Below are 20,661 nucleotides of genomic sequence, written 5' to 3' on the forward strand. Positions count from 1 at the left end.
ACCGACAGGCCGGACAACTCCGGCCTCTCATTTTCTCCCCACAAAAATCTGGAGGCTTCATGCTTCTTACAAAAACCCCGGTCGCTGCGGCGACCGTGTCCCGTCACGCGCGCTCTTTCTTCGAGCCCACGGATGACGATCTCGATCTGTATCGCGACATCAGCGTCAGACTGAAGGCGCAACCGCCCTCAAGCCTGTTCCGCTACCTTCAGCCGGCGGGGCGTCATCTCATGCAACTCGGTGATGAACGACCTAGTGTCTGGGCCTGTCTCCTGCGCAGGGTCGAGCAGCGCTGGCCGGATCTGCCCAGCCAGGGCTCTGTTGCGTCTGATGGAACCCGGCTGAATTCCGTCCCGGAGCGGATTGCCTATGAGGCGATCAAACCCATTGTTCCGCGGGATGTTGCGCTGGATCTGGAAATTGCCCTCGACCCGTTGCAGCAGCCGCGGTTCTATTCCGATTTCGCCATCCGTTACGGCTCGCGTGTGATGCATATCGAGATCGTGGGCGCCTGCGGTGCGGACCGCGTGACGCGCAATGACTGGGAAGCGCATCTGCTGGCGCAGTTTGACCGGCGGCTGGAGGTCTACCGGCAGAAGTGCCTTACGCCCGAGATCTGGTATCTCAACGATCTGCTTGAGCCCGCGCAGTTACAGAAGCGTTTCCTCGCCCTGGTAGCGCAGCTTCGCGCGGGAGGCAGGTCATGACTCCTGGTCCGATCCGGCTGCCGCGCTGGCCCGTCACGCGCCTGAAACTGCTCGATATCACGCCGGATCAGAAAGGAGCGCCCTATGCGGGCGCTCCCGTCACGCTGCTGCAGAGGGACGGCTTTGTCGAAGGGCGAAGCCTGCTCTGGCTCAGCGCCCCCCGGCGTTCCTCGGGTCGTCTGGAGGAAAGTCTCGATGAGCATGGGCAGCCTGCCCTGACCATCAGCGATCCCCTGTTCCGGGCCGTGATGCCGGTGGATGCCCCGCGACCCTTTGTTCTGGCGGGATTTCACATGTCCTTCCTGCGCCGCGTGCTGGGCGGACCGCTGGATCGACCACCGTATGATCTCTGTCTGTACCGGCTCGCACGACAGCGTGCGTCCTGGTTGCGGCCGTGTGGGCTGCAGGAATCCGTTCTCGAACTGCGGACAGACCTGATGACAGAATTGACGCAGGACAGCCCTTTTCTGCGTCTGAACTGCGCAACTGCTTTGCTTGAAACACTTCTTGAGTGGGAGCCGCTGAACCGGCTGCTGGTGCTGTCAGGCAATGTCGTCTCTCCACCGCCTGGCGAGGAGGAACCTTTCGGTCAGGCCGCAGAGTGGGGCTGTCTGCCTCAAGGCCCCGCCATGTTGGAAGAGTAAGTTGCCAGCGGATGCGTCGATCTTGGTGCAGGACTGTTCCACGATGCCCTCAGACCCCGACGATGTATCCCGGTTTTCAGCGATGTAGGTTACCCCCTCTGCTTGTAACGGCAGAGGGGGCTCTCTCCTGTAACCTCAGAACAATCTGCTGCCGGTTTTGACAGCAGAGGCATTCATGGTGTGATGCCAGACGGCATCAAACACTGCGCTGATAAATACAGCTTATTTTATACGCTATGTTCTGATGTGCCATAAAGAAAGCATAAGAACCGTTTTTCCGGACAGGCATGGACTTTTCCACACAGCCCATTCAGAAAATCCTTCTTTGCATAAGTCTATTGAAGCGCATCTTTCCAGACTGCTGTCTGGAGAAGAGAGGATAGCTTTGGCAGGGTCTCTTTCCGGCTGGAAGTCCCTTCTCGTCAGGCGACAGGAGCGTCTGATTTACAGGATTGTGAAAAACAGGACGGACCCACTCTGGAAATAGCAGCCTGTGGGCTTTGGATCTGAAACAGGAACAGCTTTGTATCTGAGGAGAAGGGAAGAAAAATGAAACGCTGGATGATCATTGCCGAGGACGGCCGCCATACAACGCTTGGCCAGCATCGTTCGCCCACTGAGGAAGAAATCGGTCAGGTAACGGCCTCCCTGTCTGCACATGGACTGGGTGGATGGCTCGTTCTGGGGGACGGAGACTATTACCAGATCCGTAAACCTTTCGATCTGGAGAAGGTCCGGCAGGTTTCCAAAAGCCAGGTTCCCTGGGAGGTGGCTGAAACCCGGTTTCGGGATCTCAGAAGCCGGAGTGACTCTCCCGCCGGGTAGCTTTCTCCTGAAGAGAGTACAGTTTCCGGTCAGACCGGATCCAGGAAACGGTTTCCGCCAGAAGCGTTTCCCACGGAAGACGGCCGGGTCCCCGCATGGCGCATTCCCAGACTTCAAGGACCCGCCATCCCTGGTCAAGCAGGGCTTGGCGGTTTCTATCATCCCGCTCCCTGTTTCCGGAGATTTTGGCCCGCCAGAACTCTGTCCGGGTTCCGGGCAGCCGGAACAGACGACAGTGATGGCCATGCCAGAAACAGCCCTGAACCAGAATAACAGCCTTCCAGCGGGGCAGAACGATGTCGGGCCGTCCTGGCAGCGTCCTGTCATGAAGACGGTATCGGAATCCTTCTGCATGCAGGGCTTTGCGGAGTAGGATCTCGGGTTTCGTATCCTTGCCCCGGATCCCGGACATCATACGGCTGCGGACAGCCGGAGAGACAATGTCAGCCAATGGGAACTTCCACGCTGGCTGATGAAAGCTCCTTTCTGCGCTCCGGGTCTTCGGAGGTCTGCATGACGGTCTGAATATAGGGAGCCATGGCTTCTGCCAGATGCTCGATGACAGGAACGACAACGGCATTGCCGAACTGGCGGTAGGCCTGTGTGTCGGATACGCCGATCCGGAAAGGACGTCCCGGTCTTTCAAAACCCATCAGGCGTGCACATTCCTGTGGTGTCAGGCGACGTGGCCGCTTCCCATCCTGACGGATCAGGATCTCGGAACCGTCCTTGTGGTAACGGGCGGAGAGGGTTCTCGCCACATCATCCGGACCGAAGAGTCCGTAACCAAAACCGTTGCCCTTGGCTTCATGCTTGGCCTTGTAGTTCTGAAGGTAGTTCCACAGATGCTCGGTCAGGGTGTACTTGGGGTCCACACTTTCGTTCGGATCCAGAATGCTGCCGAGTTTCGGGCCATGCTCGACCGAAGGGATTTCGAGCTTGTCCAGATCAAAATCCGTTTTTTCCCGAAAGCCGACAATGAAAATCCGTTCCCGCTTCTGGGGCACCCAGGGAGCGGAACTGATGACACGGGCCTGAACATGGTAGCCGAGTTTGTCCCGCAGCGTTGCCATGATGACCGCAAAAGTCCGGCCTTTATCGTGACGCTGCAGGTTTTTGACATTTTCCAGAAGGAAGGCAGCAGGACGGTGATGGGCGATGATGCGCGCCGTATCGAAGAAAAGGGTTCCCTGCATGTCGCAGAGGAAGCCATGAGGACGCCCTAGGGAGTTTTTCTTTGAGACCCCGGCAAGGGAAAAAGGCTGGCAAGGGAAGCCGGCCAGAAGGACGTCGTGTTCCGGGACCAGGGAAGGATCTTCCGAAAAAGGACGGATATCGCCACTGATTTCATGATTGTCCGGATAGTTGAGGGCATAGGTCTGTTTTGAAAACCTGTCCCATTCGGACGTGAAAACACAGTGACCGCCAATGCTTTCGAAACCGATACGCAGCCCACCAATACCGGCGAACAGATCAACAAACCGGAAACCGGGCTGGCTGACCGCTCTGCTCTGCCGACGTTCTTCAATCAGTCTGTCCAGAAGCTTCATTACCGGAGGAGCGATGTTCAGCTTGCCGTTTTCATAACGTGAGGCTGTAGATTCACTGATGCCCAAGCTTTCCGCCGCCTCTTTCAGGGTCAGTCCAGCCTGTTCCCGTAGGCGGCTGAAAGAAGAGGAAATTTTCGGGGAACGTGCCATGCCTGAGAGACCTCTGGGAAATTTCCAAGCATATGGACACTTTATCACCCAGAAATCAAGAATGGTTCTCGAAATGTTCTTCCAAGGAAAGGAGGAGATTTAATAGGGGGCAGCGATACGCTTCGCGTTTTAAGTGCTGGGAACTGCAGGTGCGGGAGCAGATAGGGAGAAGTGTATGTACCAGAACCCGGGACGGGTTGTTAGGGAGCCTATACCGTGGCTTTCTGTGATTCCGTTCGTTCATGAGATTAAAGGTATCGATGTCATCCCAGACTGAAATGGCTCTTGAACAGGCAGCTCCGGATGCCGGCCTGCTATCCCGCCTGTTCGCGACAGCCGACCGGATCATGGTCAAAAAGCTTCGGAATAATGACCGTGACTGGGCCCATAACCGCAGCAAACATCAGGCCGGGGTCTTTATCCCTGTGGAAACACGGGACAGCGGGTTCTTTCCGGAGCTGACAGTCAAGAAGCGCAAACAGGCTGGTGCTGCCGAAATCCGTGAGGCTTTTTTTCTGACCGTCTGGCCACAGGTGGGCGAAGAACGCACAAGCCACATTGTCCACTATACCAGCAAAGGCAACGAAACCCACCTGACGGTGCTGCCAAAGGCAGCTTTTGCAGATCTGCTACCGGCCTCCTTTCTTGTTATGGGGCGCCAGAAAAAACGCGATGGTTGGCGATACGAATGTCTGACCATTGATTCCGGTGGTGACGAATTCGAACTGCTGCGTGACCTGTTCGGGCTGCAGGCCGATTTTGTATCCGGCGTTTTCGAGCCTGCCGTGATCCGCTCGGAGGAGCAGGAAAAGGTTCTCGACTTTGCCGGAGAGGTTATTGCGGCCTGGATGCAGGGTGAAATCGGATTTTTCGCTGACGGGCGGGCTGCCATGCCGACTACCCTCGATCTGGCGCGTGAGGCTCAGGCTGTCTTTATGCGGGAACGGGGCCTGACGAAGATCGACCCGTTTGCCCTTGAGGCTCCTGGTGACGATCTGAGGACACTCAGCCGAACGATCGAATGGAATCTCTTTCGCGAACATCAGCACCGCAAATACGCAGTAGAACTGGTTCGGCTTGTGATGGGTGAAACGCCGTATACCCCGTCTCCTGCTGATATCATTCGGAGGCTGATTGATACCCGGCAGGAAATTGATGCGCTTATGTTATCAGCTGGCCAGCAGCGGAAATCCAGAGCAGGTTATTCCTACGAGCATCATATTGAAGTCATGTTGCGGGATGGTGGTATTCCCTTTGAAAAACAGGTTGTTCTTGAATCAAAGAAACGACCGGACTTTATTCTTCCCAGCCTGAGTTTCGTTGATAGCGATCGCTTCGATGCCAAGACCGGTTTGATCCTGAGTGCCAAGACAACCCTGCGGGAGCGATGGAAACAGGTGGAACGGGAGATGGGCGGACGACCTCTGTTCCTGACAACTGTTGATGAGAACATCGCTGGCAGTGTCATTGAGGATATGGCGTCTATCGGCGTAAGGCTGGTGATCCCGGAAAGTCTTTTGAAAGCGAAAGAGGCCGAGTATGCAGGTCACGCCAATGTGGTGGGATTTGGACAGTTCTGCAGGGATTTCATCAAGCCGCATCTGGCGGCATGGTGATAAATCTCCTTCTCGGCACATGCCTGAACCTTGCCGGGATTAGCTGAAACCAACTGGGACAAACCCAGTGTATATTCAACACTGAGTAGGAAAAGGAGAGTAGCCGGACGTTTCTTTATGACGCTTCCCCCTGTTCGTAAAGGCAAAGGGGGGAGCGGTCAGGCTGCTTTGGAACGCTCAGACGACGTTTTCTGCCGTTCATTCAACTGCGTGTGACGGTCGCTATGCGCCTCTACCCGGTCATAGGCCGGCGCTAGCGTCGTTTCTAATTGCTGCCAGTCCGCTTTGCGCGGGATGACGCATCGTCCGTCCCTCCGGAAAGGCCGTGCTTGGTGGAAAGATGATGTATCGCGGCGGCAGCTACCAAACGCCACCTCTCGCGGTCGCCGTAAGGTCGATTCTGGGCTTTACGCACTCACGGCTTGCGGCAGGTTCAGCCCCATTTCCAGCAGGAAGCGCGAAGGCTGCTTTGACCACCCCCGGTAGCGATCAGCATAGGAGAGGCAGAGCCACTCCCGCGCCCGCGTGATCGCCACAAAGCAGTTGCGCCGCTCCTCTTCCATTTCGGCGCTTTGTTCCCCGGCCTTCACGCTCTGAAAACTGGGTAAAACGTCTTCGGACAGGCCGATCACATAGACGTGGTCGAATTCCTTCCCCTTGGCGCTGTGAATGGTCATGAGCGTGACCGCATTGTCGGGAACCGGCGGTTCTTTCGAACGCAGCGCCAGTTCCTGTAGAAATTGATCGAGTCCCGCGTCGCGCCCGATGGCCTGACCAATACTCCGAACGAGTGACACCCAAGCCGTCCGGTCCTCGTCGATATCAGTCGCGTCCTCGCTTCCCTCGGCGGGAAGTTTTTCGAGAACTTGGTCGATGAACGCGCGAAACGTCGTCGGCTGGGCGCTCAGCGCCGTCGCCATGCCGGTCAGGGCGTTTGCTTGGTCGTCTTCCCTAGATCCAACGGCCCCGGCCCATTCGGCGAGCAGCGAACGGCCGCTGATTTCCGCGCCTGCGGCGATGTCGTCGGACGAAACGCCAAGGTCGAACCAGCGATTGAACGCGCCGGTCAACGTATCGAGGGCGCGCCGATCGGCGGGGCGTGCCGCCAGCCGCAACGCAGCGGCCAGCCACAAAAATTGTGCAGACCGGAAGTCGTCCCGGCGCTGTGCAATAGCGGCGGCGACCCCGGCATTCGCGAGCGCGGTGTTCATTCGTTCGAGCAGCGCCCGGGTCCGCGCCAGCACCGCGATCTGGCCACGCTTGCCTTCGGGCATCCCGGCGATACCAGCCGCTATCGACGTCGCCTCTGCCTCCTCCGTCGAATAGCGCAAGAGGTTAATGTGCTGTCCGTCCGGGTAACGCAGCGTCGTCTTACCCGCTTCCAGCGGCTGCTTGGCAGCCGTGCGCTGCGTGTTGTGAACGACGAGCCGATTGGCGGCGGCGACGATGCTCGGCGGGCAGCGATAGTTGGTGGGGAGCTGGATTTCAGTCGGGTTGAAGTCAGCCCGAAACCGCTGGATCTGCTTATAGCTCGCGCCGTTCCACTGATAGATAATTTGGTCGTCATCTGCGACCGCGAACACGTTGCGGAAGCCGTCTCCGGCGAGGGCTTTGATGAGCTTGTATTGCCCATCCGTCGTGTCCTGAAACTCATCAAACATCCAATAAGCGTAGGCGCGGCGATAGTGGAGCGCGACGCCCGGGTATGTGGAAATCAGGCGGTAGGACTGCGCGATGAGCGATCCGAAATCGAGCGCGTTAGCCGATCGGAGCGCCGCTTCATAGGCGCTATAGACCAGCTCGACGCGCTGCCCGACGCCGCTGTCCTTGAATAGCTTCGCGCAGCCATCCGGCTGGATCAACCGTGCCTTCAGCTTGTCGATCATACCCAGGAACCGATCGTCGTCGCTGTCCAGCCCGTTCGCCCGGATTGCTTCCTTGAGAAGGTCCGCCCGATCCGACTCCAGCGAATAGATCGCGAAATTCGGATTTATGCCGATATGCGAGCCGTGCTGCTGCAACATCTGCATGCAGAAAGAGTGGAACGTACCGATGGTCGCCCGCTGCTGCTGGTCGGGCACGACCGCCTCGATGCGGCTGGCCATTTCGTCGGCCGCCTTGTTAGTGAAAGTCAATGCCATGACGCGGAACGATTTGTCCGGCGTTTCCGCGAGGAGCTTCGCGACGCGCGTGGTCAGGACGCGCGTCTTGCCTGATCCCGGCCCGGCTAGCACGAAGAGAGGGCCATCGACCCAGTTTGTCGCTGCCGCTTGCGCCGGTGTCAGCTCGCTTAGCGCCTTTTCCAATTCAGTCATGGCAGCCCTCTGAGAGTCTCGATCGCTTCCCGGATAGCCAATGGCATCCGCTGGGTCAGCGGCAAGCTGGTCGCGCATTGCGCCGCCAGTTCGGCGGCATAGCCGCATTTGTCGCTTGACAATGTGGCGATCAGCGCCGCGTCGTCCATCGCTGCGACCCCGGGCATACCTTGGTTGATCAGGATAGCTTTCAGTTCCGGTTGCAGGCCATCGGCGACGAGCTGATGCTCCAGTGTCTGCCCGGCGATCTGATGTGTGAGCTGCGCCACTTCGGCGGGTGTGAAATTGCGCGCTTGGACAGACCCTATGTATTGATTGCCAGCCAAGTCGCCATCGACGATCATAGTCCAAGGAAATCCGAGCGCCCGCGCCAGCGCAGTAAACATGCCGCAGTTGCCATTATTGGCAAAATCGATCACGGCAACGCCATGCTCGTCCAGATCGAAATTCATCGCCTTGGCCATGCCGTGGACCAAATGATACTCGGATTGCCCCTCCACCAATAGCCACTTGTTGGCGAAGAATATCTCGCCTCGTATTCTTCGCGCAAAGGTTTCGAGCTTCTGCAAATCCTCATCGGGTATAAATTCGAGCGATGCGTCTCGCGCCGCCTTCAATCGGGCGTGGATTGCAGCCATTTCGGCCTGCCCCTGACAGGCGCCGAGCAATTTTTTGTAGGTGGGCATCGCCAAGCTGCCTTTAATGACCAGCTCGGACAGGCCGCCGTCATATTCGAGGAGCCCGCCGGATGCGGCTATGACGGGCGCAAAAGTAGGCAGATTCGGTACCCGGCAGCGAAACTCGCGCGGCAGCGATTTAATGATCGTGCCGTCCGGGCCAGCGCGGACCACACGCAGGTCGCGAAACGGCACATGCTGAAGGAAATAAGGAGAGTGCGTCGAGATAATTTTCTGGCCCTGAAGCTGCGCGACGTGGCCAAAAAGTGTGCGGGCGGCTTGTGGATGTAGGTGGGTTTCCGGCTCCTCCAAGGCCAGCACGGGGGTGCTCTCGGCGCGATAAAGCTCACCAAGCAACAGCTCGACGAACGAGCGGAACAGGAACATCACGGACAGGCTTTGTACGCCTTGCCCGTGCCGCATGAGCGGCAGCCACGGCTTCGTCCCGTCATTTTGATAAATGACCTCTGCCTTCGACAATAAATCCCATGTGTTCAACGGCAGCACGCGAAGGTTCGCCTGCCCGGGCGTGCCCGTTGTCGCCACGCGGCTGATGTCGGAGAGCGAGGTTGCCAAATCGCCCAGCAACGGGTCGGCGGCAAGCAACTTGGCGTTCAAGAGATTGAAAATGCGAACCGACTTTTGCTCAAGCAGTTCGGGGATTTGAACGGTCCGGAGCAATCGTCCCCAGAACTGGCTGCGCGGGGCAAATTCGTCGCCAGCGTCGCGCAGTGCGTCGAGATAGAAGACGGGCAAGAACGAAAAAAACTCCTGAAAGTTCGTTGCCCGTGCGCCCTTTCCAGCCAGCGGGTTGCGGTCGGTGTTGAGAAATTCCCATTTGGGAATGTAGCTTTGTTCTCCGTCGTCCCATGCGCAACTCACGCGCATGATGATCGAAGCCTGCCCGGACATGGGATTGAGCTGGATGATGTCGGCCAGTGTTTCGTGTAGCTCCTCGGGCCACTCGGCGACCACCGACTCTTGAATTTCGATTTCTATGACGACCGGGTCGCCGACCTTGGGGTCGGTGCGTGCCGCGCACAGATGCACGTCGTACTCGGTAAATCCGGTGCCGCGCTGTCCCCACCGGCGCGTCAGGGCAATGCGGATGGCTTCGAGAATGGCCGTTTTGCCCGCGTTGTTCGGGCCGATCAGCACGGTCGTCGCCCCAAGCTCTATCTCGGCCCGCTTGATCGACCGGAAATTCGCTATAGTGACACGTTTGATCTGCAAAGAAATCTGCCCCTCTCTTTGAAGCAATCGTACCCCTTCCATGCTGGCGGCGGCAACAGCCGTTTGATCCAATTTGCCAGTCGCCCAGGTATTGGCTCAAGCGCCATCGGCGGTAGAGTGAGGGGGCCTCTCGGGACACCACAGCACGATCATGCGGATGCAACGTCGCTCCGTCCAGCGTGTACCATCATATCAATGTACGGCGAAGGAAAGCTAACCAGTTCTGAATAAAACGGCCGTTTCCAAGACGCTGCGAACCACCACTGAGTGGCTGATTATGGGTCATACGTCTGCGGCAGGCTTGCGTGGTGCCGAACTGAAATCGCATCCTCAGCGGTTGCACGAACGACTGCTATTGTCGATTGTCATCCCCAGAGCTGTCAGCCTTCAAACAGCCAAACTCGCCCACGAGAGATCGTGCTGCTCGTGTCCGCTATGTGGAAAGCGATGAAACGTCCTGAACGTCTTCATGGCAGACATCCAGCATATTTCGAGATTGTCAAATGCGGACATTAATCATGACGAAAATTTAGTATTCCCCAAAAAAATAATAGACAGATAATTGTTTATGTAAAACAAATGCCTCATGAACGGAAACACAAATAAGAGAGAAACAAATGCGTCATTTATTAAGGCGAGCCTTGGGTCAAATGACACGTGGCGAATTTTTTACAAATCTCCCAGATGGAAGTAGAGTCATTGAGAGGAATGTTCATCCAAATATATATTTTCATCTCAGAACTATTTATGAAAGAATTCAGGCTGAGGGGCAGAATCAAAATATAGAAGGCCTGCAATTCCATGGAGACCATGTAAAAACTGAAGGTGCGTTTCAGCGCGCAATGCCACTCGAACAATGGAATCAGGTTAAACGGAGATTTCCCGATTTATTTTCACAAGATGGAAATGGATCGGTAATCCCAGACATATGCCTTCATCGTCCTGATAATATAACAAGAAATTCTCTCGCTATTGAAATAAAATGCGGAAATCCATCCAATTATAGTGTGTATCATGACTTTAGAAAACTTAGATTGTACACCGATCCTCAAGCACTTAATTTCCACACAGGTATATTCTTGTATCTTAACTGTTCGGAAACCAGCCCTATCACTTCCTTAACCCGATGGGGGCAGGACCAGGAACGCTCTGCCAGCGGAGCATCTTCGGCGGGGAAACGGAACGCACTCCGGCCACGAATAGCAACACCTAGTCCGGTCGCAGGTAGATGTTTTTACATATGGCAAGTGTCAGATATTCAATTTCTTGAAAATGGAAAATTTAATATTGGTTGTATTAATGAAACAATAGTCTTTAACAATACATTTGGAGACAATATTTTCATTGAAGATTATTGATCTGTGTTTTTTTATAAACTTGCAGCCATTTCTCAAAAATTTAGCTTGAGAGCGGACTGACCGGTTTCCCTCCATAGCTGACAACTTGAGGGTGTCAGATTTGCTTCAACGGCGGCCGCCAAGGTGCGGCTCTCCACTGCGACTCAAAGGGGCTTCACCTGTGATGCCATCGGGGCTTGTTTCGGTCTCGCGATGGAAGATCAGGGGGTGCTATCCAAAGCCGGGCTTTAGCAGTGCGATGCTGTGTCCAACCAAGATCCCTCAAAGCGCGAGCAACATCGCGCTGCTCATCGGACCGGATTGGTCTTTTATAAAAGAGAACGTGTTCTGCAATCACATTGAGTGGCAGACCTGCCTTCCGGTATTCGTCATGAACCTGGATCATCCGGCCTGATGTCAGCTGCGGAAGAAGGTCATCCAGTGTCAAGGCATCAGACCAGAAGGATGTCCGGGCAAACAGCAATTCCATGAGCGCATCTATCTGTGTCCAAAAGTCCGGGCCCCTGGTTGTTGAATGGGGCTGTCGCAGTGTCAGCCTCTCTATGATCTCGTCTGTTTTCCTGTTTGAGAAATTTGGGTTTTTGAAATAAACGGGGGACCATCTTACGCTGATATCGCGCGGTAAAGAGCGCCCGACGATTTTGGAAATGTCCAACAGTGTCCAACTGGCTTGCGGGTGATCAGGATCTGTATAAGTGCCTTCCATGGGGCCTTTGAAGACATTCGTGAGATGCCAGTAGAAAAAATCCTGGGCAAAATTTTTTTCTTCAAGAGAGCTCCATGGAGCTTCCCATGAAAATTCTATTTCAGCGACATCAAACATCGGTTCGACTTTCAGTATTGAGGCGGGATTTGCAGAGGTCTGCCCTGAAGGGGCGAGATGACTAGAAATCCGGTCTCAAGGGCACCGGCGCAGGTGCCTGAAAGCCGACATCGTCACGACGGACGAGATGCTCGACGTCGCGTAGCCGGAAAAGCGTCCGGCGTGGTCCGATCTTGTAGCGTTGCAGAACCCCGGCCGCGACGTACCGATCAATTGTCGAGAGAGAGACACAGAGCCGTGTCGCGGCTTCGCGGCGGCTTATAAAAAAGTCACCCGAGGGACGACTTGGTAGTGTAGAATCCATGATACGCTCATCCAACCATGCCCCTTGCGGGGCTCACGATGACACCTGGTTCGCTGGTTTTTTGGGCGTTCAAGATTCTGCAAAATTGCTGCTTCGATCAGAGGCAGGTCGTGCACTTCCCTTGTGGAAGTCTTCTGTAACGTGGTGTCAACTAACCCAAGAACGTTAGCTGAACACGGGCGACGATTTCAAGACATTTCTGAGCGAATTTTCGCGGATCGCTGCTTCAGTTGCGTCCTCAGAGCATCTGGATGCCTTTGAAAAACACAGGATTTCAGTCAGCAGGTCACTTCGGGAAATTTACAGGACGACGCATATCGCGTCCGGACGCTGCACGATGACGCATTTTTTAAGATGGGACCCAAGATGGGATGGATTTTGATAAATCAAATAACTGCCTGAAGAATCTGGGAATTTTTGATTTATCTGGCGGAGAGGGTGGGATTCGAACCCACGGTACCCGCGAAGGCACAACGGTTTTCGAGACGGAATTTTGAGCCGCAGAAAACTGCCACTTTTCCAATGTTTCCCATATATTCAATGACTTACTCTCGGCATAAATTGGCATGGGCTGGCAGGAATTGGCACAACCCGGACTCCCATTGCCACAAATTGCCACAAGGATTGCCACAGATATTGGCCCTCCTCACTTTCCCGTGAACTCTTCTCCCCATTGACGACCTGCGCCGGTTGTGGCAGGCAAAAAGGACAAGAGCGCGGTTTGTCGTGGGGCGCATCAGTAGCCCAGAGACCCCAATGGGGTGCCCATGGCAAATAAGTTCCGGGGTCCGCCAGCCCGGAAGAACGGCCAGGCAAATCCCTTCGCATGGGAGCCTCGCCATATGTCCGCCCTCATTACTCCCCTCGTCCTCACGGAACGTCAAGCCGCTCACCGCTTGGGACTTTCGACTGATTACCTGTATCGACTGCGTACAGATGGCCCGCGTCGGCGCTCATCGACAGAGCGCCCCCTCCCCCCTGGACCTACTGTCCTGCGTATCGGTCGCCGCATTTTCTATCGGCCCGCCGACCTGGACGCTTGGCTTGCTGCTCTGGCTGACGGTTCCGTCTATGCCCGCCAGGCCAGAGGCCGGGGCAGACCTCGCAAAATCGCCGCATGAACGCACCTCACGGAATGTTTCATTAGTGAGTATGGACTGAAACAGTTCGTGAACACCCGAGCATGTCTGGAAAACTGGAAATCCAGGACTCCGGCACTGTTCAATTATGAAAAAGCCCGCCGCCTTCAGGTCATCGGTCTTGCAGGACCTAACTGAAAGCGAACGGGCTTAGTGCGGATTGGCTTCAATATATCGCAGTAAACTGCCGTTTTCAAGCCATTCCGCCAGGACGTGCGGATGATTTTTTATGCCAGGACAGCGGCACAGGACCGACAGACCTATACAGCTCCTCACAGCCATCAGCCGTGGGTGTGGCCTGACGTCTGACGATTTCGACAGCTATGCCGCGAGCCGCGAGGCAATCATCTCGCAGACAGAGAGAATAGCCGCCACTCTGGAAGAGGCTGGCATCCAGGCCAGGGACAACACCCGGGATATCACTCTTGTAGGTGAGCTGACGGGAGAGTGTGAGAGAATCACGGGATTCCGCCGCCTGCATCTTCTGCCGGAGTTTGCCCAGAGGCACAGGCACCGCATGATTCGGCGTCTGTCCTTCTTCCTGGAGCACTGCGTCAACCGAGGCCGAACTTGCCGGTATGCCGTGGCGACATCCGGCCAGCGCGTCCCTTGGGGCGCAGACCTGAAGGCTCGACGCGCCGAGTTCTTGAACCGTATCAATAGGTGGTCGTCAGAGGCCAGGCGGAGATACGGCATCGAGGTCATCTATAGAGGCGATAACGATACTTTCTGCCGAGCCGAGGGGACAACAGCAGACGGCGTGAATCTCCACGCCGACTTGGTTTATCGTCCGATGCGCCGCCTCACCCCCGAGGACTGGGACCGGTTCCTGAGATGGAGCCGGGAGCGTCTCGGCGGCGTCCACTGGCGTGATTGCGGAGCCCTGCGGAACGCGTCGGCAGTTGTCCGTTACGTCCTCAAGTTGTCCTGGGGCCGCGAGGGCCTGACCGCAGACGATAAAGCTGACGGACTGGTCGGCATCGACGAACTGACGCCCGATGAGCTGGCCTGGTACTATCGCGCTACCTTGGGTGTCACCCGCGTGAAGCCGCTCCGTTCATTCCAGGTTTTCTGCAAATCGCTGAGCGACAACCGTGAGGAAATCCGCTGGGTGCCAGGCCCAGGCGGCAAACGTGAGCTCAGGAGGGTGCAGCGCCCACGCCTGGAACCCCGCCCGCCCGTTGTCGCCAGGGACGGCCAGCCTGCTCCTCGCATGGAAAACATTGTGCTGGGCCGGACCGCAGCACACCCACGGTTTTCCAGCACATGTGAGCCGTGTTCTATCGTTCTGAGATTCACGGGAACTCCCACCACCGAAATCGGTCGTTCTGGTCTCGACATGATTATGGCCAGGTGCGACCAGGCTGCCAGATGGGCTGAGAGGAACGTCCAGAGGGCTCGGGGGGTGGGCGGCATTAAGGTCCACAGTAAGGCATCAGATAGTCCAACCCAGATTTCATCATGTCAGTCATCGCCTAAGCGTGAAGACCTAAATCACCTGCCGTCAGTCCCATCCCTGCCATCTGACACGCCTGCCCAAGCCATTCAGCATGAAGGCCAGGCTCCTGAGGTCTACAAGCCGACCATGCAAGACTTCGAGCAGCTCTCCGCCTTCTATCGTGAACTGAATCCACGTCTGAATGATGCTCAGGTCAGGGCGTCAGTGATGGCATGTGGTCCCTTCTGGGAAGGCCCGATTGGCCCAGTAGTCGAGAAGATGCGGACCAATCTCAATAGGAACCGGAAGACCGACCCGGCCACCACGACGGCAGCACGTCCGCGCCGTATGCGTTTAGCAGACCCCGTGAACGACAATGCTTTCATGGCCTTCTATTCAGCGGCCTAACATCACGCGATACAAAACGGCTTAGCTAAGAAGAAGGGTAGAGCATTATAGGGTTAAAGTTCCCCTTCCTTGTGCATGATACCGCAACGCTTCAAGCAAGCGGGGTGTCATTTTATCAATATCATCTAGGTATCCAACCATGGCATGGAGGGATAAGACAGTGCTGGAATCATAAACTTTAGGGTGGATATTTATCACCTGCTCCCAGCTAAGAGTATAAGAAATTAATTCTTTTGCAAGGTCAGGCGGCAGCAGCCCCAACTCGTCAAAACGGTCCTGAATAATCTTATATGTTGGCGTGCCATCCTCGTTTTGCGGCAAGACCCCCACCTTCTTCCCAGATACAATTCTCTCAATGATGGCTCTGGTGCGTTTGCTTAATTCACCTGGACCAACACCATTACCGGCATTGATTACTGCAATGAACAAGCGACAGAGGTCTTGGCTTCTGAGATTACGCTTTCGGTTTTCCGTTCGAGCAGCTCCATACAACGCGGCCCACGCACCAATAGATGCACCACCCAATCCTGATAATGCCGAGATAATGCTCGGTGCCATATCGGTCATTCTACCACCTATCACTTCTACTGAAATCTTTAATGGCCGGAAGACCACTACCGTATCAAAACTTCGCAGATGTTAGAGCGCTCAAATCCTCTCAATTTTCTGGGTGCATAAACCATTTCTTTTATGCACCCGCCCGACTCTATAATGATTCCAAGGGGTTTTGTGGTGTCAAAACCCTGGTGTCAAAAGTCGGCGGGAGGATTGTTGCTATGAGATACGGATATGCCAGGGTATCGACTTCGAAACAGTCAATCGACAGTCAACTTCCTGACCTGTTTGCTCAGGGGGTAGAGAGGCCGAACATTTTCAGCGACACCGGTGTGTCGGGGGCGACCAAAGCCTTGGACCGTCCAGGTTTCTCTGAGATGGTCCAGAGCTTGAAGCCAGGCGACGAGGTGGTCGTCACGAAAATCGACCGCCTCGGGCGCTCGACCGCTGATGTGCTCAGGACGCTCGACCACCTGGACAGCCTGGGGGTCGAGGTGGTGGTCGTTCAGCTTGGAGGGAGAATCTCCGGGCCTATCGGTCGCCTGCTCCGCACTGTCCTCGCTGCTGTTGGAGAGTTCGAGAGAGACCTGATTACCGAGCGTGTCCTTGCCGGTCTCGAAAATGCCCGCCAGCACGGCACCAAATCCGGCAAGGCCATTGGCCGCCCTCGGAAAACTGGCCGCGCCGTGGGCCTGGCTCTCAAATTGATTGAAGATGGCCACTCTCACAGAAACGCGGCACAGATTGCCAGGGTCTCGAAATCTTCTATCGTCCGAGCTCTACAGCGTGAGAAAGCGGCAGCAGCGTGACACTCAAATGGGAAGTTCCGGACCAGCCCGACGACTGCTTTATCCAAGAGTACCGCCAGCCATTCGGGCAATTTGATAGACGCACATACAACCTGCCCGGCTTCGACCACCTGCGCCACGCCCTGCTTCATGATTTCCTTAATGGCGCATCATTAGAAGACGTTGCGGCTCAGGCCAGCCAGGCCATCGGTCGCCGGTGCGATGCGTACGTCAGTTATGGATTTCTGTGTGTAGTTGCAGAGTACACAGAGTGACCGCGTTGACCACGCTTGCCACACCTTTTCCCCAGGCTCCTCAGCTAGACCCTGAAGTCGCTCTCCGCCTGGGGAAAAGGTGCTCCGGCTGCGCCTACGGTCAGCCAGGCTGACTGGAAATCGTGGACAACGCTAGGTTGGATTTGTCTGGGTGGTCGAGGGCAAACAGGACTTGTTCAGCGACGAACGCAGACCAACGGTGCAGAGACAGCAACGGCTCAGGCACTGACGTGTCGAGACCGATGCGGTCGCCCTCAGGAAGAAGCGTACTGTGACCGGGCATAAGCCGGGGCGGATTGTGGTGACAGAAAAAACTTTGGACTAGGATGGCCGGAAGAACCGGGGCTTCTGGGTCAGCTTTGATAGCGCTGGGACTCAGCAAGATACCGAGCTCACGGATGCCCCCGACCTCACGCGGCAGAGGCATTTCACAGCGGATTTGTTCCGTGAGTTCCCGGAAATATCCATGCGCCTCTGGCTTCCAGAGGTCGGGTAGCGTCAGACGATATCTGCGACAGTTCGCAAGGAAAATCGGCTCTGGTAGCACACTGATATCTATCATGATGGCCCCCTCCTCTGGGGCCATCAATCTTCCCATCTGGCCATGCAATCCAGACTCTCCATCAGGCATTACACGTCTTGTCTGCCTGCTCGCACTTCAGAAACCACAGCAAGACAACATTGAAAGCGGTCGCGGCAGTGCGAGTGTCAGTAGAATTAGACAGCAAACGAAGGGCGTGCCTCAGCGCAGATGCGGGGCCTTCCAGCAGGCGCGAGCACGGGTCCGTCAGCAACCACGTGGAAATCGCCGCTCCGTAATCTACGCCGTTGATTTCAAGTCCAACGACCCCAAACGGTGCAGTCGTGATGAGTGCCTCAAGCGTGTACCGCTTATTATAGCTCAGCCTGACAAATCTGTCGCCGGGGTGCTCCTGTTCTACAGAGAACCGGCCATCCATCCGGTGCCAGGCCGCTAGGGCTCTCTCAATCTCAATGAGCTCTGCCATCACCCCGTCTCCTCTCGATATTCCAAGAGAATTATACTCCGAGGGCTGAACATCCGGATGGGAAATCGTCTTATCAGCTCCCCTGTCCGCCTTGGTCTATCGACCAGGGCGGCAGCCTCGCCAGGGGCGGCAGGTCTCGGCTACGCCTCACCAGTCGCCAGCCGCCGGTCACATTCCCAAGGACGCCAGGTCATCAAGACCCATCCCCGCTGCCTGCTCCCACACCGCCGCAACCACATCAGCAGGCTCCGGGTCCGACTGGTCCGGCTCCGGCTGCATCGTATCTTTCGGACCCCCGCTCTTTCCGACAGCCCCTGAGACAGCGGCAGCAATGGCCACCCGTCGCCTCAGCAGCGCCAGGCCAGCAGGAGCATTGACGCGCAACAGTGTCCCGTCTTGGGCAACGACAGGAGCCAAGACAGCATGGAGCTCTTTGTCTGGCTCTAGCTCCGCCAGGCCTTCCGCCATCCGCAGCACCCCAGGCAAATCGTCAAGCCGCCTGACCGCCTGGACAACATCCGGACGGGCATCGAAATCCCGGATTTTCTTATCCTGCCGAAGCCGCGCCCGCTCCATCTTTGCTGCCTCGGCCTGAATGAAGCTTATCGTCCCACGGCCTTGCCACTCCGCCAGGGCTGCCGTCGCCTCATCTATGGCCGCCTTTCTCTCCCGCGCGGTCCGGGTCCATGAGAACCAGCCTTTCGGAAGCCCCTCAGCCCGGTCACGCGCTTCTTTCAAGTCCGCAGTGCGCTCACGCAGGGCACACTGAAGCGCATCTCTTCCCGGTCGTGTGTCGAACCTGTGCGGTCTCGCCGCCAAGAGCCGCCGGTCTGCCTCACCCTGGGTCTCCAAATCGTCCATCAGCTTTTCCATCAGCACACGCCACAGCTCCACCGTGACAGCGACGAAAGGAAGCAAATGCTCAAAGATACCGCCAACATGGGCGGCTGGTGACGGTTCTTTCATGTGGATATGCTCCCGGAAACTGTGCGGTTTTCTGCCAGTTTCTCACGCTCGTATGCAAGCCAAGGCAACAGAATGGAGGGCCACATTAGACGGGAGACGGCGGCATGAAGGAAATCATCCAGGGGCGCAGGCTGGGAACCAGTGAGCAAGTGAAGTTCGAGTACGACCCGACCAGAGGCAACAGTTACGGCGTGCCGAGTGCAGACTGTGAGAGTAATCTGGTCAGCCACCACGAGCGCATTGCGCCGGAGGCCGAGGTCATCATTGCTCCCCCGACTTCCCACGCGAGCGGCGTGCATTCCCATGGGCGGTGCACACTTTTTTACAGCAGCGTCGGCACCTACGCACAGAGCACGCTCTTCCATGAATTGTGGCATTACGCTGAGAACTACACGCTCACACCTGATGACCGCGAAACCGTCTATGCCGAGTGCCGCAGCCAGGGCGACACTTGGGAGTCTCCATATCTCGACAGTGATTGTGAGCGTGCCGCCAGAGCGTTCCAGCACTATGCAGCCGCACGGGCCAGCGGTCTTCAGCTCACGCCAGCACGCCGGGGCACAGCTCAACACGTTTTCGAGCGGCTGTATGAAGGCACGGAGCACGCCGCCCTGATGAAGCGCCGCCGCCAAGAGCGGTGGGAGCCTGTCATGTCGTGGGTCCGTCCGCTGGCCGCGCTGGCCGCGATGGCCGGGGTGTTCATCGGCATCCCTCACTTCCTTTTCTGACCTCTGAAATCCATCTGGTTTGCGTGCCTCTCTTCTAATGTCTGCGACATAGCCAGGCGTGTTCATTGTGGCCCTTCGGACCCCATGAACAGGCTGGCCAAGGGGGCGCTCCGCTCCCCCTGTGGAACCCCCAGGAGGCAGGCATGGCCACGACTGACAGACTTCATAGCTTCCGCGTCCGCGCATCACGGGCTGACCTCGCAGCCTGGGAACAGGCAGCCCATGCGGCCGGGACTAACCGCACCGCCTGGCTCCGGGCGCTCGCAGCAGACGCCTCGGCAGGCACCCGACACCCTGGGCAACTCGCTGATGAAATCCGCTCATTGAGGCGTGAGCTCTCAGCCTGCGGAAACAATCTGAATCAGATTGCCCACCGCCTCAACGGTGGCGGCCATGCGGACCCATCGGCGGCACTCGACCGTCTGGGCAACCTCATGTCGGAAGTCTCGGATTTTCTTCATGATGCCCACGCCCCGAGACGCAAGGGCGGCAGCCGGACCAGGCGGCAGAGTCAGTGATTATCGGTGCGACAAGAATTCGGGTCAGCTCGAAGAAAGGGCCTTGGGCACTCATCAAGCATGTCTTCCATGGCGCTGATAATGAATCAATGACCATTATACAGGGCGGCAGGCACATGGTCCAGGCAGCTCATGAGGATGCAAAGGCGGCTGGTCGGACATACAGCAATCGCCATTTTTCAGTGTCCCCGGAAGAGGCCACGACGCGAGACCAGGCCCAGCAGGTCTTCCGGTCTATCGCTGATGAGTTTGGGTTTGACCTGGCTGACGCAACAGTCGTGGAGCATCAGAAATCACGCCAGGGCGGTCAGGGATATGAACGACACTGGCATGTGATTGTCCCAGAACTCCGCCCCGATGGCAGCGCACTGGACAGCAAGTTCACGCGTGCCAGGCAGGAGAAATTGGGGCGCATTGCAGAAATCCGTCTGGGCCATCCAGTGACCCACGGCAAACACGATAAAGCCGTGCTTGCGGCGATGCAGCGTGAAGGTCTGCCTGAGGCTGTCAGGTTTGCTGAGTTGGTGCGCTGGCGTGAGTTCGGACCAGGCGCAGGCGAGCCGAGAGCGGCGTACAGTGCCGAGACGCACCAGATACTCCGCAGGAACGGCCTCAAAACCCCCGCCATCAAGTCCGC

Annotated in this window: 20 protein-coding genes; 11 read left to right on the forward strand and 9 right to left on the reverse strand. The window is 56.7% G+C overall.

Annotation, left to right across the window (positions count from 1 at the left end; translation table 11 throughout):
* Positions 1 to 59: 59 nt before the first annotated feature.
* The 3 genes from GLS_RS00715 (at position 60) to GLS_RS00725 (ending at position 2,176) form a co-directional block, all read left to right on the forward strand.
* Positions 60 to 707, forward strand: coding sequence for a hypothetical protein (locus GLS_RS00715; protein ID WP_041110549.1), 648 nt, complete (start codon positions 60 to 62; stop codon positions 705 to 707).
* The gene (locus tag GLS_RS00720; RefSeq protein ID WP_041110551.1) at positions 704 to 1,351 is read left to right on the forward strand and encodes a hypothetical protein; all 648 of its coding nucleotides are present in this window, start codon (positions 704 to 706) and stop codon (positions 1,349 to 1,351) included. The genes GLS_RS00715 and GLS_RS00720 overlap by 4 nt, the downstream gene beginning before the upstream one ends.
* Positions 1,352 to 1,900: 549 nt before the next feature.
* Positions 1,901 to 2,176 carry a hypothetical protein gene (locus tag GLS_RS00725; protein ID WP_041110553.1) on the forward strand — a complete coding sequence of 92 codons (276 nt, stop codon included), beginning with the start codon at positions 1,901 to 1,903 and terminating at the stop codon, positions 2,174 to 2,176.
* Here the strand turns inward: GLS_RS00725 and GLS_RS00730 are convergent.
* Positions 2,145 to 2,591: a very short patch repair endonuclease gene (locus GLS_RS00730; RefSeq protein WP_319424408.1), complete on the reverse strand. Its 447-nt coding sequence runs from the start codon at positions 2,589 to 2,591 to the stop codon at positions 2,145 to 2,147. The two genes, GLS_RS00725 and GLS_RS00730, sit on opposite strands and share 32 nt — an antisense overlap.
* A 28-nt stretch (positions 2,592 to 2,619) precedes the next feature.
* A complete protein-coding gene (gene dcm / locus GLS_RS00735; protein WP_041110557.1) occupies positions 2,620 to 3,876 on the reverse strand; it encodes a DNA (cytosine-5-)-methyltransferase in 1,257 nt (418 codons plus the stop codon).
* 260 nt (positions 3,877 to 4,136) lie between these two features.
* Here dcm and GLS_RS00740 point away from each other — a divergent pair, with 260 nt between their 5' ends.
* Positions 4,137 to 5,492, forward strand: coding sequence for a type II restriction endonuclease (locus GLS_RS00740; RefSeq protein ID WP_052327404.1), 1,356 nt, complete (start codon positions 4,137 to 4,139; stop codon positions 5,490 to 5,492).
* A 407-nt stretch (positions 5,493 to 5,899) separates the two neighbouring features.
* On the opposite strand, the gene GLS_RS00745 is transcribed toward GLS_RS00740, so the two are convergent.
* Both GLS_RS00745 and GLS_RS00750 read right to left on the reverse strand, forming a co-directional pair.
* A complete protein-coding gene (locus GLS_RS00745) occupies positions 5,900 to 7,807 on the reverse strand; it encodes an ATP-dependent helicase (protein ID WP_041110559.1) in 1,908 nt (635 codons plus the stop codon).
* Positions 7,804 to 9,789: an ATP-dependent nuclease gene (locus tag GLS_RS00750; RefSeq protein ID WP_148295869.1), complete on the reverse strand. Its 1,986-nt coding sequence runs from the start codon at positions 9,787 to 9,789 to the stop codon at positions 7,804 to 7,806. Before GLS_RS00750 ends, GLS_RS00745 begins: the two co-directional genes overlap by 4 nt.
* A gap of 545 nt (positions 9,790 to 10,334) precedes the next feature.
* Between GLS_RS00750 and GLS_RS13210 the strand changes: the two genes are divergently transcribed.
* On the forward strand, positions 10,335 to 11,075 hold the full coding sequence (locus tag GLS_RS13210; protein ID WP_148295870.1) for a hypothetical protein: 741 nt from the start codon (positions 10,335 to 10,337) through the stop codon (positions 11,073 to 11,075).
* 154 nt (positions 11,076 to 11,229) lie between these two features.
* On the opposite strand, the gene GLS_RS13215 is transcribed toward GLS_RS13210, so the two are convergent.
* Positions 11,230 to 11,898, reverse strand: a complete 669-nt coding sequence (locus tag GLS_RS13215) for a hypothetical protein (RefSeq protein WP_041110563.1) — start codon at positions 11,896 to 11,898, stop codon at positions 11,230 to 11,232.
* Positions 11,899 to 13,044: 1,146 nt separating this feature from the next.
* On the opposite strand from GLS_RS13215, the gene GLS_RS13615 reads away from it, so the two are divergent.
* Positions 13,045 to 13,323: a helix-turn-helix transcriptional regulator gene (locus GLS_RS13615; RefSeq protein WP_148295871.1), complete on the forward strand. Its 279-nt coding sequence runs from the start codon at positions 13,045 to 13,047 to the stop codon at positions 13,321 to 13,323.
* A 535-nt stretch (positions 13,324 to 13,858) separates the two neighbouring features.
* Positions 13,859 to 15,187 carry a hypothetical protein gene (locus tag GLS_RS00765; protein ID WP_148295872.1) on the forward strand — a complete coding sequence of 443 codons (1,329 nt, stop codon included), beginning with the start codon at positions 13,859 to 13,861 and terminating at the stop codon, positions 15,185 to 15,187.
* 45 nt (positions 15,188 to 15,232) lie between these two features.
* Here GLS_RS00765 and GLS_RS00770 read toward each other — a convergent pair whose 3' ends face one another.
* Complete coding sequence (locus GLS_RS00770; RefSeq protein WP_148295873.1) at positions 15,233 to 15,754, reverse strand: hypothetical protein; 522 nt, start codon at positions 15,752 to 15,754, stop codon at positions 15,233 to 15,235.
* Positions 15,755 to 15,963: 209 nt separating this feature from the next.
* Here GLS_RS00770 and GLS_RS13620 point away from each other — a divergent pair, with 209 nt between their 5' ends.
* Together GLS_RS13620 and GLS_RS00780 are read left to right on the forward strand one after the other, a co-directional pair.
* Complete coding sequence (locus GLS_RS13620; RefSeq protein WP_041110568.1) at positions 15,964 to 16,551, forward strand: recombinase family protein; 588 nt, start codon at positions 15,964 to 15,966, stop codon at positions 16,549 to 16,551.
* Positions 16,548 to 16,805 carry a hypothetical protein gene (locus GLS_RS00780; RefSeq protein WP_041110569.1) on the forward strand — a complete coding sequence of 86 codons (258 nt, stop codon included), beginning with the start codon at positions 16,548 to 16,550 and terminating at the stop codon, positions 16,803 to 16,805. Before GLS_RS13620 ends, GLS_RS00780 begins: the two co-directional genes overlap by 4 nt.
* A 623-nt stretch (positions 16,806 to 17,428) precedes the next feature.
* On the opposite strand, the gene GLS_RS00790 is transcribed toward GLS_RS00780, so the two are convergent.
* The gene (locus tag GLS_RS00790; protein WP_041110571.1) at positions 17,429 to 17,812 is read right to left on the reverse strand and encodes a hypothetical protein; all 384 of its coding nucleotides are present in this window, start codon (positions 17,810 to 17,812) and stop codon (positions 17,429 to 17,431) included.
* Between the two features lie 168 nt (positions 17,813 to 17,980).
* Complete coding sequence (locus GLS_RS00795) at positions 17,981 to 18,778, reverse strand: hypothetical protein (RefSeq protein WP_041110573.1); 798 nt, start codon at positions 18,776 to 18,778, stop codon at positions 17,981 to 17,983.
* 104 nt (positions 18,779 to 18,882) lie between these two features.
* Between GLS_RS00795 and GLS_RS00800 the strand changes: the two genes are divergently transcribed.
* Both GLS_RS00800 and mobC read left to right on the forward strand, forming a co-directional pair.
* The gene (locus GLS_RS00800) at positions 18,883 to 19,506 is read left to right on the forward strand and encodes a hypothetical protein (protein WP_041110575.1); all 624 of its coding nucleotides are present in this window, start codon (positions 18,883 to 18,885) and stop codon (positions 19,504 to 19,506) included.
* 143 nt (positions 19,507 to 19,649) lie between these two features.
* Positions 19,650 to 20,024 (forward strand): plasmid mobilization relaxosome protein MobC, encoded by a 375-nt coding sequence (gene mobC / locus GLS_RS13035; protein ID WP_041110577.1) that lies wholly within the window; start codon positions 19,650 to 19,652, stop codon positions 20,022 to 20,024.
* A gap of 293 nt (positions 20,025 to 20,317) precedes the next feature.
* On the opposite strand, the gene GLS_RS13470 is transcribed toward mobC, so the two are convergent.
* Entirely contained in the window at positions 20,318 to 20,614 is a 297-nt protein-coding gene (locus GLS_RS13470) for a hypothetical protein (RefSeq protein WP_226986600.1), read from the reverse strand.
* Positions 20,615 to 20,661: the final 47 nt, after the last annotated feature.

Source organism: Gluconobacter oxydans DSM 3504, from assembly GCF_000583855.1.
In the GTDB taxonomy this organism is placed as follows: domain Bacteria; phylum Pseudomonadota; class Alphaproteobacteria; order Acetobacterales; family Acetobacteraceae; genus Gluconobacter; species Gluconobacter oxydans.